Origin of the sequence: Streptoverticillium reticulum (assembly GCF_047456005.1) — a bacterium.
In the GTDB taxonomy this organism is placed as follows: Bacteria; Actinomycetota; Actinomycetes; order Streptomycetales; family Streptomycetaceae; genus Streptomyces; species Streptomyces reticulum.
The window spans coordinates 7,204,615-7,218,855 of sequence record NZ_CP179755.1 but is presented as its reverse complement, the minus strand read 5'-3'; the positions used below and the strand labels follow the sequence as shown (position 1 = coordinate 7,218,855).

The window sequence follows — 14,241 nt, the reverse complement described above, 5'->3', positions numbered from 1 at the left end:
GCCGGCGCATACGGTAGAACGCGTTGCAAAAAACAGGAAGCCCCGCGCCCCATAAGGGGCGCGGGGAACTGCGCGAGCAACCACAGCCGGCTAGCAGCCGACGACGAAACGGCTAACGCCCCGCGTGCCTACGATGCCGCCCACCCGAGGCCCGGGCGGGAGCGGGCACAGAACGGCGGCCACCCCGGGGCTCCTCCAACTCCTCCATCTCGCGAGCCAGCCCAAAGCCGGCGAGCAACGGCAACCGGTCCAGCCGCGGCAGCAGCCAGACGTTCCACACGCCCGTCACGAAGAAGATCGCGGAACCGGCCACCAGCACCGAGCCGAGGGTGTCGGTCGGGTAGTGGGCGCCGATGTACATGCGGGAGAAGGCGACGAGCAGCACCGCGAAGACGCCGATGACGGCGACCTTGCGGCGGTGCCGGGACTCGCGGAAGAGGAAGTACGCGGCGACGGCGGCCGCCACCGTGAAGGCCGTGTGGCCGCTGGGGAAGCTGTTGGAGCCGATCTCCGGGTCGAGCGAGAACTGCCGCGGCGGCCGCTCCCGGGCGACGATCGCCTTGGCGACCTGCGTGCTGTTCCACCCGATCGCGACGACGAGGAAGGTCGCCACCGCCCGCACGGGCCGGCGCCGGATCACCAGCAGCCACCCCGACCAGACCACCAGGATGATCACGCCGGCCACCGGCGACGCGCAGTAGCTGACGCCCATCATCACGTGGTTCAGCCACCCGGTCCTGGCGTTCGTCTGGATCGTGCGGTCCAGGCTCAGGTCGTGGGGCTGGATGACGTTGGTGTGCGCGGCGACCAGCCCGAGCACGATCGCGGCCACGAACAGCAGGATGGAGTTGCGCAACCAGTGGCGCACGTAAGGCATGGGGGTAGGCGTCCTTGTCTCGGTATCGCGGTACCGGGGCGGCAGCACGGTTGTCGGGTGAGGGGATGCGCACCGTGCCGGTCACCGGTACGGAGGCAGTGCAAAAGTACACGCGTGGCCCAGTGCCCCTCGGGGACGCCCCTCAGTGCGCCGATGACACGGAGAGCACATCCCGGTGCATCGCACGGCAAGAAAAGGATCCCGGTCATGGCCTTCTCCTCCAACCCGCTCGGCGCCCCGCTCTCCGGCCCGCCCTCGTCCGGCGGCACGGACCCGCTCGGCTGCGACGTGGGGCTTCTGCTGCTGCGCCTCGTGGCCGGGCTGACCATGGCCGCTCACGGCACCCAGAAGCTGTTCGGCTGGTTCGACGGCCCGGGTCTCGTCCTCACCGGACACGAGTTCACCAAGATCGGTTACCCGGCGGGCAAGGCGATGGCCGTGGTGGCGGGGCTCACGGAGACCCTGGGGGGCCTCGGGGTCGCGCTGGGGCTGCTCACCCCGCTGGCCGCCGCCGGGCTCTTCGGCATCATGATCAACGCCTTGGTCGTCAAGGACGACGGCTTCTTCGCGCCCGAGGGCGTCGAGTACGAGATCCTGCTGGCCACGGCGGCCGTCTGCCTCGCCCTCGCCGGCCCCGGCCGCGCTGCGGTCGACCACTTCCTGCCCGTACTGCGCCGGCACCGCCTCTGGCGGGGAGCGGCCGCGATCGTCCTCGGCGGAGTGCTCGCGGGCGTCTTCCTGCTGCTGCGGAGCTGACGCGGTAGATCGGCTGCGGCTACGACTGCGCCCGCGCCCCGCGGCGCACGAACGGGTACCCCACCCCCAGCAGCACGAACCACACGGCGATGACGTAGAGGGCCACCCGCGTGCCGGAGTCCCAGGCGATGAGCACGGTGATGAAGGCGAAGGCCGCCAGGGCGAGCCAGTTGGTGTACGGAGCCCCCGGCATCCGGTACGAGGACGGGGCCGCCAGGCCCGCCCGTACCGCCTGCCGGTAGCGCAGGTGCGTCACGAGGATGACGCTCCAGACCGTGATGGCCCCGCCGGTGGACACCGCGGTGATGTAGGCGAAGGCGTGGTCCGGGTCGACGGCGTTGACCCACACGCCGATCGCCATGACCACCGCCGACAGGACCACGCCCACGGCGGGCACACCTCTCCCGCTGAGCCCGGCCAGGGCCTTGGGCCCGTCCCCGTTGAGCCCCACGGTGCGCAGCATGCGCGCCGTGGCGTACAGGCCGCCCGCGTTGCACGAGGACAGGGCCGCCGTGAGCAGCACGAAGTTGACGATCCCGGCCGCGGCCGGGATCCCGATCTTCTGGAATGCGGCGACGAACGGGCTCGTCCCCGGCTGGAACTCCTGCCAGCTCACCACGGACAGGATGACCAGCAGGGCGCCGAGGTAGAAGAGGCCGAACCGCAGCGGGAGGCTGTTGATGGCGCGCGGGATGTTCTTCTCCGGGTCCTTGGTCTCGCCCGCGGTGACGCCGACGAGTTCGACGCCGAGGTAGGCGAAGAGCACGATCTGCAGCGTCATCAGGGAGTTGCGCACGCCGCGCGGGGCGATGCCGCCGTCGGCCCAGAGATGGCTGACGGAGGCCGTGTGCCCGGCGTCGCCGAAGCCGATGAGGAGGACGCCGAGGCCGATGAGGATCATGCCGATGATGGCGGTGACCTTGATGAGGGCGAACCAGAACTCCAGCTCGCCGAAGATCTTCACGGAGATCAGGTTGGCGCAGGCGAGCACCACCAGCGAGATCAGCGCGGTCTTCCACTGATCGAAGCCGGGGTACCAGTACTTGACGTACTCCCCCGCCGCGGTGATCTCGGCCATCCCCGTGGTGACCCACATGATCCAGTACGTCCAGGCGGTGGCGTACCCCCAGAACGGCCCGAGGAATTCCCGCGCGTGGTCGGCGAAGCTGCCGGACACCGGGCGGTGGGTGAGCAGTTCGCCGAGCGCCCGCATGACGAGGAAGAGGACGGCGCCGGCCACGGCGTACCAGAGGATGAGGCTCGGCCCGGCCTTGGATATCGCGGTGCCCGCGCCGAGGAAGAGGCCGGTGCCGATGGTGCCGCCGATGGCGATCATCTGCATCTGCCGGGCACCCAGTGCCCGTTGGTAACCGCCGGAACCGGCCGCGTCGGCGCGTGGCCCGTCCGGCGCCTGCTTGCGGTCGGCGGGTTCCCCCGTGGTGTGCGATTTCACGTGCTGAGCACCTCTCTCGTCAATGAGTGGACATGACATCCAGTCAGGGAAAGGTGTACCCGCAATCGGGGGCGGGGCGCTGGTGGATTTACCGATCGGGGTATCGGCCGGTTTTCGTCAGGTGGTGGGTGGTGCTGTCCCCCTCACGGCTGGGGGGTCTGCCGGATTGGCTGTCGCTGCGCTGTGCAGCAAGGTCGACGAGGAGTGACCGGCGAGGGGTTGAGGATGATCAGGGGGCGGCATGCGGACCTGGTGGGCCATGTGTCTGATCGCGGCGCTGGCGGCCGTGGCGACGACGGCGAGCGGGGCGGCGGCCGTGGCGGGCCCCGCCCGGGCGGGGCAGGACATCGAGCCGAGCATCGAACAGAGCGTGGAGTTCCGCAGCGGGGACGTGACACTGCACGGCACGGTCACGGCACCCGCCGGGACGGCAGGACAACGGCGGCCCGGGATCGTGCTGGTGCACGGTTCGGGTCCGGAGACACGGGCGAAGTACCGGGCCGAGGCACAGGCCATGGCCCGGTCCGGGTTCGTGGTCCTCAGCTACGACAAACGGACCGCGGGATACTCACTGACGCAGCGGTCCTATGACCGACTCGCCGACGACGCCCTGGCGGGTGTCCGGTTGTTGAACGGGCGTGCCGATGTGGATCCCGGCAAGGTCGGCCTCTGGGGGTTCAGCGAGGGCGGCTGGGTCGTTCCGCTCGCGGCCTCGCGCTCGGCACAGGTCTCGTACGTGGTCCTGGTCGGAGCATCCGGGGTGTCCCCGGCCCGGGAATCGGCGTGGGCCCTCGGGAACACGCTGCGGCACGAAGGCGTCGCCGGATCGCTGCTGCGGACGGTACCCGTCACCGGCACACGGTTCCTCACGGACGCCGGTCTGCTTTCCGAGGCGGACCACGACCCGCTGCCGGCACTGCGGCGCGTGCACCAGCCGGTCCTCGCCCTGTGGGGTGACGACCACAAGTCGCCCCCGGCGGAGAGCGCCGTCGCCATCGGGAAGGCACTGAGGGACGGCGGCAACACCGACGTGACCATCCGTTTCTTCCCGCACGCCGATCACAAACTGCACACCTCTTCCGACGGTTTCCAGCGGGGCGAGCACCTGACGCCCGGCTACGTCGACACCATGGCGTCCTGGGTCGCGGGACACGGCCACCGGACCGACGATGCCCTGCCTCACCAGGCGAGGCGAAGCCATGATCTGGCCCCGCTCCCCACGTACGAGGCATCCGCAGCACAGGCCGCAGCATTCGTCCTCATGGCCGTCTCGTTCGCTGCCTATCTGCTGACGGAACTGGTACGCCGCCTGCGCAGCCGCCCCTGCGCTCCCGGGGCGGGCCGGGCGCCGCGATGGCTGGCCGCGGCAGAACTGGCCACGTTGCTGGGCTTCCTGGGCTACTTCGGCTTCGTGACGATGACGCTGACCACGGGCCCGATGCTCGGCAACCGTCCGGTGTGCTGGCTCGTCCTGCAATTCCTCACAGCCGGGGCGGCAGTGGCGGCAGTGGCAACAGTGGTGGGCTGGTGGCGAGCCAGGGCTTCGGTCCCGGGCCGGACCCATGCCCGACTCGGGGTACTGGGTCTCACGAGCGCGCTGTTCTTCCCGTGGGCACTGTTCTGGGGGCTGATGACGCCGTAGTCGAAGCCGGCATGGAACGGCGCGGTGGCCGGATCCGATCCCCGGACCCCGCGTGGCCGGATCTCTCCCTGCCGTCCCCGCGAACTCTCCTGCCAGGGTGTGGCGTTCGATCATCGAGCCGAGAGGACCGACCACCATGGCCGACCGCTCCACCCCCTCCGCCCGCGGGCCGGAGACGGACCCGCCGCTGCCCCAGGAGGTGCCCCGGGAGCTGCACGTCTGCATGGGGCTCAACTCGTGCGCGGGACTCGACGCCCCGGGCACGGCCCCCATGGCGGGCATGGGCACCTGCGCGACCGTCCACCACGTCTGTCACGGCGAGGGCTCCTGCCGGGGCCAGGGCGGCTGCGGCTACGCGGGCACGGACTACGAGCAGTTCCACCCGGGCGAGCAGGACTGCCGCTACAACGGCAGCTGTGCCAGCCCGATCAACGAGAGCCGGGTGTTCTCGGCCGGCCCGCTGAAGGGCAAGAGCGTCTGGAAGCAGGCGCGTCGGCTCTTCGAGGCCCGGATGTACGCGGCGGGCAAGGCGTTCGGCCCGTCCCCGGGCGAGGGCATCAAGGACGACAGCATGCCGCACTACGACTACATGTCGCAGCCGCAGTGAGCGAGGCACGGGAGGCACGGGAGGCACGGGAGGTACGGGAGGCACGCCTGGGCATGCCGCACCTCGGCTTCGGGGTCGGCCTGCGGACGCCGCACCTTTCGTACATCCGTCGGCACCTGCCGCCCGTCGGCTTCTTCGAGATCATCTCGGAGAACTTCCTCGGCGCGCACGGCGGCAGGCGGCAGGCCCTCGCGGAGATCGCCGAGCGCTATCCGGTCGTCCTGCACGGGGTGTCGATGTCCATCGGCAGCACGGATCCCCTGGACCTCGGCTACCTGCACCGCCTGAAGCGGCTCGCCGACGAGGTACGGGCGCCGTGGGTCTCGGACCACGTGTGCTGGACGGGCGTGCTGGGCGTGAACACCCACGACCTGCTGCCGCTGCCGTTCACCGAGGAGACCCTGCGCCACGTCGTCGAGCGCGTGCGCGTCGTCCAGGACGTGCTGGAACGGCGGCTCGTCCTGGAAAACCCCAGCAGCTATGTGGAGTTCTGCGAATCCACGCTCTCCGAGTGGGAGTTCCTGGGACGGCTGGCGGAGGAGGCGGACTGCGGGCTGCTCCTCGACGTGAACAACGTCCACGTCTCGGCCTTCAACCACGACTTCGACCCGGTGCGCTATCTGCGGGAACTGCCGCACGAACGCGTGGTGCAGATGCACCTCGCCGGCCACACCCACTACGGCACGCACATCGTGGACACCCACGACGCGCCCGTGTCCGAGCCGGTGTGGGAGCTGTACCGGCTGGCGACCGAGCTGACCGGCAGCGTGTCCACGCTGCTGGAACGGGACGACAAGCTGCCGCCCTTCCCGGAGTTGCTGGCCGAACTGGACAGAGCACGAGAATCGGCGACCGTCCTGGCAGGTGGCCCGCGTGCCTGATGCTTCGCCGCTGGCATCCGTACAGCGCTGGATGCAGTCGGTGATCCTGCACCCGACGGGCGAGGACCCGGGGCACACGATCACCGCGTCCAGCCGGCTGTCCGCGCGCGAACGGCTGCTCGTCCACCAACGCGGCTACCGGCTACGGCTGCTGGAGTGCATGCGCAGCCTCCACCCGGGGTCGGTGCACCTGCTGGGACAGGAGATCTTCGACGGGTTCGCGCTGGAGTATCTGGACGCGCATCCGTCCCGCTCCCCTCTCCTGGCCGGTCTCAGTGCCGGCTTCGCCGGCCATCTGGCCCGTACGCGGCCGGATGCCGAGCCGGGTTCCGAGCCGGGCGCGGAGCGCGAGGCGTGGATCGACCTGCTGATCGATCTGATCCGCTGTGAGCGGGCGTTCACCGAGGTGCTGGACGGGCCCGGCCCGGAGGACGGCGCGGCCCCGGCACCACCGCTTCGGCTGCTGCGGGTCTGCGCGCCCGTCCACACGTACCTGGCGGCGGTGCACCGGGGCGAGGACCCCGAGCCGCCCGAGCCGCGGCAGGTCCGACTGGCCCTCACCCGGCGGAACTTCACGGTCGTCACGAGGGAACTGAGCCCGGCGGCATACGAACGTCTGCGCAACTCTTCCCCACACATACTGGAGGATTCTCGATGAGCACGAAGGCGCCGGTTCAGGAGATCACCACCCTGCCGGACCTGATCGCGCATTTGAAGGCCGCGGCACAGGTGGAACTGTCCACGGTTCCGCTGTACTTGTATGCGACCTACACGATCAAGACGCGCGGCTATTCGCAGTGGGCGGCCGGCGCATCGGCGCAGCGCACGCTGATCGGTATCTCGATCGAGGAGATGCTGCATCTCTCGCTGGTACGCAATCTGCTGATCGCGGTCGGTGACACCGATTTCCGGCTGTACGACGAGAGCGTCATCCCCACGTACCCGGCCCCGATGCTGAAGCGCGAGCCCGAACTGACCCTCCGGTTGCGGAAGCTCTCGACCGACCAGGTCAGGAACACGTTCATGCAGATCGAACAGCCGGCCACCCCGCCGGGGGCGGCGCTGGGCGAGATCGAGCCGTATCACTCCCTCGGCGAGTTCTACGCACGCATCGAGCGGGGCATCCAGACCCTGCGCCCGGTGATCGACTGGGCCAAGGCCAAGAAGGACCTGTGGAAGTTCCAGTACCACCGGGCCTATTGGAACCAGAACGGCGGTTCCGACCACCCGCAGCTCATCGTCGACGAGGCGACCGCGCTTCAGGCGATGCAGGTCATCGTCGACCAGGGCGAGGGCGCGCCGGAGGACAAGGGCCTGCTGCCCGACCCGATCGTGCGCACGGCCGACCTCCCGCCGCAGGAGATCGGCAAATGGCAGGCGTCCCACTACATGAAGTTCTCCGACATCGCGAAGGGCCTCGACGGCATCGGTGTCGTCCTCGACGACAACGGCAAGCAGAAGTACACGATCGACGACGCCGAGGTCATCTGGCCCGTGCTCGACGACCCGGACCTGAGGACCGTGACGGCGGACCAGCCGGTCAAGGACCTGATGGAATTCTCCAACGCGGTCTACTGCTATGTCCTGGCGCTGCTCGACGCCATTTACCGCACCCCCATGGAGGCGCTCGCCCCCAAGGACCGGGACGCGTTCACGGACAGCGTCCGGTACGGCTACGAGCGGGGCTTCATCGCGTCGATGCAGGGGCTGCTGTACCCGGTCTGCGACCTGTTGGTGCAGACGCCGCTGGTCGCGGGACAACCCTCCGTCCACGCCGGACCGCCTTTCCAGTACTACGCGTTCACGACGAAGAAGCCGAAGGCGGAACTCGCGGCGCTGTGCGGGAAGCTGCTCGCGGACTTCCCCGCGCTGGGCGGTGACGACGGGGTGCAGCGGCAGATCTCGCTGCTGCCGGACATCGAACTGCCGTAACGTCCGTCCTGGGTAAGAATCTCCTCCATGACCATGAGGAGAACCGGGTTCGTGCGTGCGGTGGTGGCCGTTGCGGCCGTGACCGTGGTGATGTCGACGACCACGGGAACGGCCGACGCGACGGCCCCGCCGTATGCAGCGGATGTCCGCACCGCACTGGAACACACGGTGGCGGCGGGCGCGCCGGGCGCGTTCGCCGTGATCCGGGACCACGGCAAGGCGGAGATCGAACGCACGGTGGCCGTCGGCATGGCCGACCTCGACGGTACGCCGATGAACGCGAAGTGGCGCTTCCGCGTGGGCAGCAACTCCAAGGTATTCACGGCGGTTCTCGTGATGCGCCTGGCCGAACAGGGCCGTATCGACCTGGACAAGCCGCTGCGCGACTACCTCCCGTCCGGAACCCTGCCGGAAGACTGGAACATGACGCCCCGGCAGGTGATGCAGCACCGTGCGGGTATCTACGACCACACGGACGACCTGCTGGAGCATCCGGGCGAGGAGACGACGGTCGGATTCGAGAAGCGCATCCGCAACACCGTCTACGAGCCCGCCGAACTCGTGGCAATGTCGGTGAAGCACGGTCTGCAGTACCCGCCGGGGACCGGGTACGCGTACTCCAACACGGATTTCGTGCTGATGGGCATGGCAATCGAGCACCTCACGGGCCGCCCGTACCCGGACGTCCTGCGCGAGCAAATCATCAAGCCGCTGGGCCTGAGACGGACGTCGTTCGTGGTCCCGGACAAGACCATCAAGGGCCCGCACGTCACGGGCTACCTGACGAACGACGACCGTTCCAAGCCACTGCTGGACGCCACTGAACAAAACGGCTCGTGGGTCTGGAGCGCGGGCGCCGTCATCTCCTCGGCCACGGACATGGACCGCTTCCTCACGGCTCTCCTGGCGGGGAGTTCAGGCGGGCTGGTCTCGGACGAGTCACTGCGACAGATGACGAGCGCGCTGCCCACGAATTCGGCGAAGGTCGCGTATGGCCTGGGCCTGCGCGAGATCACCCTGTCGTGCGGCAAGGTCTACGGACACGGCGGCATCGTGCAGGGGTTCCAGACGCAGTCGTTTGCGATGCGGGGCACCAGGCGGACGGTGGTGGCCTTCGCGAATGCGTCCAACAACGATGCGGTGACACAGGGGTTGATGGACACACTGGAGCCGGCGTTTTGCGGTGCGGGGGTGGGGGTGCCGAAGTCGCCGAGGACAGCCGCATCTGACGCGGAGTGGCTGCCCGAAATCTTCTTGCTGCCCCGCGTGTCGTGATGGAAGGAGCTACGAATGGGGCGGATCGGGCTGCTGCCGGGTATGAGCCCCCGGCTGTGCTTCCCTCAACCCCCCGCCAGATTCGGGTTCCCCGGCATCGGCGGTGTGAAGGCCACCTTCCCGCTCCCCCACCGTGCCCGGAACTCCCGGGTGCCGCCCGAGGCGCAGCACATCGGGTCCGTCGCCTTGAAGACGGGGTACGAGAGCGTGACCGTCGTCCCGTCCTGGGACAGGATCGAGGATTCGCCGGTGCCGCGTGCGTCATAGCCCGCGTAGTCGTTGCCGTGGAAGAACATCACGATGACGCAGTGACCGTCCGTAGTACCCGTGCAGTGGCTGTGAATGGCGCGGAGCGGGCCCTTGAGGGTTTTCAGTTCGGCCGGCTCGGGGTCGGCTGTGAAGCCCATCCGTTTGATCTGCAGCAACGCGGCATCCACGTCGAACGGGGCGTCCGGTGCCGAGCCCTTTGGTGACTTCCCTGCCGCCGACGGGCTCCACAACGCGACCGAGCGCGTCGGGGTCGGCGCGTCCTTCGACGACACGCACGACACCGTCAGCATCAAGCAGGCACCGATCGCGGCCAACCTGGCCGTTACCCGCGGGATGCGCATGCCGTCACCCCCAGCAGCGACCGTTCCAGAATTCCGTAGTGCACCGTTCCCATGTCGCTCCGTGAAATGTTGCGGGTGACCCGCGAGCACAGGCTCGCGGCCCAGGCGCCGGGGGTCGCCTGGCCGAGGAGGAATCTCACGTCCAGGTACTTGCCGGTGGTCAAGAGCATGTGCTCGCCGTCGGGGGACGGGACCACCGCCCGTACTCGGGCAGTTGGCGGGGTACGGGTGCGGGCGGCCAGCCCATCCGGGCCCCATACCTCGAAGGCGTCGGAGCGCATGCTCACGACCTGGTCGGAATGGGCGAGGAATGCCGTGTAACGGGACGGGGCGGCCGGGATGGCGATGAGTCGGCGTCCGGTTGCCGTGTCGCGGATCTCCGATTCCCCGTTCTGGCCGACCAGCATCAGGCGTTTGCCGTCCGCGCTGTATTGGACGGCCCTGTACCAGTCGAGGAGTTGAGCGGTGAAGCCGGGGACGAGCACGTCGGTACGACGCCGCGACGGCACGTCCCACACCTCGATTCCGCGGCGGTCGGGGGTGGTTACGGCGACCGCACCGGAATGCGGGTTCACCGCCATCGCGGTCGCCGCGCCGCCGAAAAGCAGAGGTCGGCCGATCCGCCGCCCCGTCGTCGTGTCCCATTGGGAGACGGCACCGCCCGCAAGAGTGGTCAGGCGGTTCTGCGGGCCGAAACCCAGCCCGGCGACCGATGCCGCCTCGGGCGGGGTTCCTTCGGGGAGGTCGATGTGCAGTCGGCGGATTACGCGGAGGCCGGGCAGGCTGTAGAGCGTCACCGTCGGCTCCGTCATATCGCTCACGGCGAGGGTCTTCTCCGCCGGGTCGAAGACCGCGTGCACCAGGTTCCCGTCCATCCCCGCGCCGGCCGCGGACAGCCGGCGCCCCGTCGACGGGTCCCAGACCGTGACCGGTCCGCCCACTTCCACGGTCGCCAAATACCGGCCCGAGGGAGAGAATTGCGCCCTTTCCGCATCGCCCTCCTTACCGGTCGGCGGCGAACCGTTGATCCAGCTGACGGTTTCCAGCGAACCGGGCTCCGGGGCGGACACGGTCAGCGCCTCCGTGCCGCGGGCCAGGGCGAAGGTGCGGCTTCCGTTCGTCAGGCAATACCGGGTGTACCGGCCACCCGAAGCCCCGTCCTCCGTGAATTTCGTGAGCGGCTTCCCACTGTGTGCGTCGTACACCGTCACCGTGTCGGCCCGGCGCCCCAGGATCAATTGATCGGACACGGCAGCCACTTCATCGCCCGTGGCACAGGGTACTGTCTGCGCGACGCGCGTGTCGGTGCCGCCGCCGACCGGGTCGGTGAGGTGCCACCGGGTGTCGAGGCACTGGGCCGCGACGGGATGCGGCCCCTGGACGAACCACACCGCCGGGGCATTCGGGTCGCCCACCGTATCGTCCACCTTCAGGAAGCGGCCAGTGCGGGCATCCCACTCCAGACGACCGCCCACATGGTCCGACACGATGTGCTCCCCGCTCGCGTCGAAGGCCAGTTTCCCCGCCGACCCCTCGGTCCCGCTGGGCGGTTGCAGTCTGGTGGCGGGGGTCGTGGGCCGGTCCAGGTCCCAGACCTGTGCCGTGTCCTCCTCGGGCGGATGCGCGACGAGGCGACGGCCCGTGCGGTCGAAGGCCAGCTGGTCCACCTTCTGGTCGGCGCTGGCCGTACTTGCCGCTCCCTGAAGCGTCAGCACGACCTTGCGGCCGACCACGTCCCAGATCCGGATCCGGTTCCCGTCGCCGCCGAGCGCCAGCCATGTGCCGTCCGGGCTGACGGCCACGGCCGATACGCCATCCATCTGTGCCAGCTGGGCCGCTTGCTTCTCGTCAGCCGGTCTGCGCCAGACCGTCAGCCGGCCCGCATCGGTCCGGACGGCGATCAGTCGGCCCGAGTCGTCCAACGCCTCGTCCGCGACCGTCCCGTTCGCGGGCAGGACGGCGTCGTAACGCGCATCGGACAGGTAGCGGTCGAAGAGGTTGTCACGGGCCTGCTGGGTCGACGCCGTCCGCCAGGCCGCGACGGACAGCAGGGCCGCGGGTTCGAGACGGGAGTTCGCCTGGCGCTGTGCCTCCTGTACGAGCCCGCTCGCGAGCTCCGCGGCTCTGTTGTCCCGTACGGAGGAGAGGCTGGCTCCGGCGAGGCCCGCCATGGCCAGGACCACGGCCGTCGCGGCGAGGGCACCGCGGAAACGCCGCCTCCGGCGCCATTCCGCGCTCGCGCGGATGTAGTCGCGCTCGCCCTCGGATATGTCCTCCTGCCGGTCGTGGAGCCACTGCTCCGCCTTCTTCAGCTCCGAGCCGCGCATCAGCAGCGCCCGTTCGCGGCCGTCCGGGTCCCAGCGGGCGATCCGCGCCCGGAGGTGTTCCTGCCAGGTGCGGAAGTCCCGGTCCATGTCGACCCAGGAGCGCAGCGTGGGCCAGTGCTCCAGCAGGGCCTCGTGGGCCAGGGAGACGGTCTCGACCCCGTCGGAGGCGTGGTCGAGGTGGACCAGGCGCTGCACGGCCAGGAGCTGGGCGGCTTCCCAGCAGGCGGGCGGCAGTTCGGGCCGGCGTGCGGTGCGTCCCGTGTCCAGCGGGGAGGCGGTGTCGGCGGCCGCGTCTCCCGGCCGGACGAGCTGCACGAACAACCGTCGCACCTCGTCCGTCAGATCACCCAGTCGCTCCTTGACGGCCCGTTCCGCGTGCGTCGCGAGGGCGCCCGCGACCCGGCCGAGCTCCTCGTAGGCGGCGTGCGTGAGCATCCCCTGGAGCTGGCGCTCCCACAGCAGGGTCAGCGCGAACTCCAGCAGGGGCAGGGCCCCGGGGCTTCTCCCCGCATCGGACAGCAGCCGCTCCGCCAGCCGCTCCTCGAACCGCACGGCGCCGTGGAACGAATCGACCGGTGACAGCACCACCTCGCGGAGCTGTTCGCCGGACAGTTTGTTGACGAAGAACGCAGTCGTTTCGCAGGCGCGCTCGAGCGCCGGGAAACGGCGCATGGAGGTGAGGAAGTCCATCCGCAGTGTGAAGACCAGGCGGACGAGCGGGCCGCCGTCCGCGGTCCGCCACCCGGTCATGTGCAGGGCCTGCTCGATCAGCGCGTCGGCAGCGTCCGGCGCGCAGCGGAAGAGGACCTCGAACTGGTCGATGAAGAGGAGCAGTTGTGAGGTGCCGGTGCGGCTGAGCGCCTCCTTGACCGTTGGCGCAACGGCTTCGGCATCACGCAGCCGGGTCGCCAGGAGGTCCAATTGTTCCAGCCGCTCCCGTGGTTCCGGCTCCTCACCCAGCAGCGGCAGCAGGGCCGAGGCGAGCATGTACTCGGCCCGCACGGCCGGTTCGGGGACGAGCGTCGCCACGCTGTAGTCCCCGCGCCGCCGCAACGCGGGCACGAGACCCGCCTGGACGAGCGACGACTTGCCGACGCCGGACGCCCCGACGACGGGGACGACGACGGACGTCGTCACCGCCTCGGTCAGCTCCGCGGTCTGGACGGAACGGCCGAAGTAGTGGACGGCGTCCTGCTCCCGGAACGGCAGGAGCCCTCGGAAGGGGGACGAAAGCGATGCGTAGCGGCGCAGCTCGGGGTGGGCCTCGATCAGCACGTCGGCCGTGATGGCATAGGCCGCCCGGCCCAGGAACCGCTGGTCGGTGGCAACGACCATGCCGACCACGCACTTGAGACGGTCGTCCCACAGCGGCGTGCCGCTGAACCCCTGCAGGATTTCGCAGGCCCCGGTGCTCTCGATCTGGACCCAGCCCCGGCCGCGGTCGTCGACGATCCGGCCCGACGACCAGACGCCGTCGTCGTCGCCGGCCGGGAACCCGAAGGCCGTGAACGGGTGGTCGCGCACCGTCTGGACGTCCAGCAGCCGTACGGGCTCCACTCCGGCCGGCGGGTCCTCGGCGAGCGCGAGGACCGCGATGTCGCCGGTGCCGTCGGCGGCGACGGGGACGTGCCGGATGAGTGTCGCGGTCTGCCGCCGGGCCGTCGCCGTCGGATCGGCGAGCGGGAAGTCCAGCTGGACCGTCAGCCCGGGCGGCAAGGGCACCGACTCGTGCTCGCCCGCGATGGCCGAGACGACGTGTCCGCAGGTCAAGACGGTACGCGGAGCAGCCAGGAGACCGGCGCCCTGCGGCACGTGGTGCGACCACAGCCGAGCGACGCCGGGGTTGGGCACAGGGCCGGGCATGGTGCGGGGGTCCCTGT

Annotated in this window: 11 protein-coding genes; 7 read left to right on the top strand and 4 right to left on the bottom strand. The window is 69.8% G+C overall.

The genetic code is table 11. The annotated features are described in order from the left end of the window. Window positions 1–112: 112 nt before the first annotated feature. Window positions 113–877 (bottom strand): phosphatase PAP2 family protein, encoded by a 765-nt coding sequence (locus ACMATS_RS32915; RefSeq protein ID WP_414169965.1) that lies wholly within the window; start codon window positions 875–877, stop codon window positions 113–115. Window positions 878–1,084: 207 nt separating this feature from the next. Here ACMATS_RS32915 and ACMATS_RS32910 point away from each other — a divergent pair, with 207 nt between their 5' ends. After that, window positions 1,085–1,633, top strand: a complete 549-nt coding sequence (locus ACMATS_RS32910) for a DoxX family protein (protein WP_390775734.1) — start codon at window positions 1,085–1,087, stop codon at window positions 1,631–1,633. A gap of 19 nt (window positions 1,634–1,652) precedes the next feature. Here ACMATS_RS32910 and ACMATS_RS32905 read toward each other — a convergent pair whose 3' ends face one another. After that, the gene (locus tag ACMATS_RS32905; RefSeq protein WP_414169964.1) at window positions 1,653–3,125 is read right to left on the bottom strand and encodes an amino acid permease; all 1,473 of its coding nucleotides are present in this window, start codon (window positions 3,123–3,125) and stop codon (window positions 1,653–1,655) included. Between the two features lie 202 nt (window positions 3,126–3,327). Here ACMATS_RS32905 and ACMATS_RS32900 point away from each other — a divergent pair, with 202 nt between their 5' ends. From ACMATS_RS32900 to ACMATS_RS32875, 6 genes are all read left to right on the top strand, one after another. Then, complete coding sequence (locus ACMATS_RS32900) at window positions 3,328–4,728, top strand: alpha/beta hydrolase family protein (RefSeq protein WP_414169963.1); 1,401 nt, start codon at window positions 3,328–3,330, stop codon at window positions 4,726–4,728. A gap of 136 nt (window positions 4,729–4,864) precedes the next feature. Continuing rightward, on the top strand, window positions 4,865–5,335 hold the full coding sequence (locus tag ACMATS_RS32895; protein ID WP_414169962.1) for a hypothetical protein: 471 nt from the start codon (window positions 4,865–4,867) through the stop codon (window positions 5,333–5,335). Beyond that, entirely contained in the window at window positions 5,332–6,216 is an 885-nt protein-coding gene (locus tag ACMATS_RS32890) for a DUF692 domain-containing protein (protein ID WP_414169961.1), read from the top strand. The genes ACMATS_RS32895 and ACMATS_RS32890 overlap by 4 nt, the downstream gene beginning before the upstream one ends. Beyond that, a complete protein-coding gene (locus tag ACMATS_RS32885; protein WP_414169960.1) occupies window positions 6,209–6,874 on the top strand; it encodes a DNA-binding domain-containing protein in 666 nt (221 codons plus the stop codon). The genes ACMATS_RS32890 and ACMATS_RS32885 overlap by 8 nt, the downstream gene beginning before the upstream one ends. After that, window positions 6,871–8,148 carry a ferritin-like domain-containing protein gene (locus tag ACMATS_RS32880; RefSeq protein WP_390775740.1) on the top strand — a complete coding sequence of 426 codons (1,278 nt, stop codon included), beginning with the start codon at window positions 6,871–6,873 and terminating at the stop codon, window positions 8,146–8,148. Before ACMATS_RS32885 ends, ACMATS_RS32880 begins: the two co-directional genes overlap by 4 nt. A 27-nt stretch (window positions 8,149–8,175) precedes the next feature. Then, a complete protein-coding gene (locus tag ACMATS_RS32875; protein ID WP_414169959.1) occupies window positions 8,176–9,423 on the top strand; it encodes a serine hydrolase domain-containing protein in 1,248 nt (415 codons plus the stop codon). Window positions 9,424–9,488: 65 nt separating this feature from the next. Here the strand turns inward: ACMATS_RS32875 and ACMATS_RS32870 are convergent, their stop codons facing one another. Both ACMATS_RS32870 and ACMATS_RS32865 read right to left on the bottom strand, forming a co-directional pair. Next, complete coding sequence (locus ACMATS_RS32870; RefSeq protein ID WP_414169958.1) at window positions 9,489–9,965, bottom strand: LppP/LprE family lipoprotein; 477 nt, start codon at window positions 9,963–9,965, stop codon at window positions 9,489–9,491. Between the two features lie 50 nt (window positions 9,966–10,015). Beyond that, window positions 10,016–14,224, bottom strand: a complete 4,209-nt coding sequence (locus ACMATS_RS32865) for a trypsin-like peptidase domain-containing protein (RefSeq protein ID WP_414169957.1) — start codon at window positions 14,222–14,224, stop codon at window positions 10,016–10,018. Window positions 14,225–14,241 lie beyond the last annotated feature (17 nt).

Excerpts from the sequence above, each read along its gene's own strand:
- ACMATS_RS32915 (WP_414169965.1), bottom strand. The coding sequence starts at position 877 with ATGCCTTACGTGCGCCACTGGTTGCGCAACTCCATCCTGCTGTTCGTG.
- ACMATS_RS32910 (WP_390775734.1), top strand. The coding sequence starts at position 1,085 with ATGGCCTTCTCCTCCAACCCGCTCGGCGCCCCGCTCTCCGGCCCGCCC.
- ACMATS_RS32905 (WP_414169964.1), bottom strand. The coding sequence starts at position 3,125 with ATGTCATGTCCACTCATTGACGAGAGAGGTGCTCAGCACGTGAAATCG.
- ACMATS_RS32900 (WP_414169963.1), top strand. The coding sequence starts at position 3,328 with ATGCGGACCTGGTGGGCCATGTGTCTGATCGCGGCGCTGGCGGCCGTG.
- ACMATS_RS32895 (WP_414169962.1), top strand. The coding sequence starts at position 4,865 with ATGGCCGACCGCTCCACCCCCTCCGCCCGCGGGCCGGAGACGGACCCG.
- ACMATS_RS32880 (WP_390775740.1), top strand. The coding sequence starts at position 6,871 with ATGAGCACGAAGGCGCCGGTTCAGGAGATCACCACCCTGCCGGACCTG.
- ACMATS_RS32875 (WP_414169959.1), top strand. The coding sequence starts at position 8,176 with ATGACCATGAGGAGAACCGGGTTCGTGCGTGCGGTGGTGGCCGTTGCG.
- ACMATS_RS32865 (WP_414169957.1), bottom strand. The coding sequence starts at position 14,224 with ATGCCCGGCCCTGTGCCCAACCCCGGCGTCGCTCGGCTGTGGTCGCAC.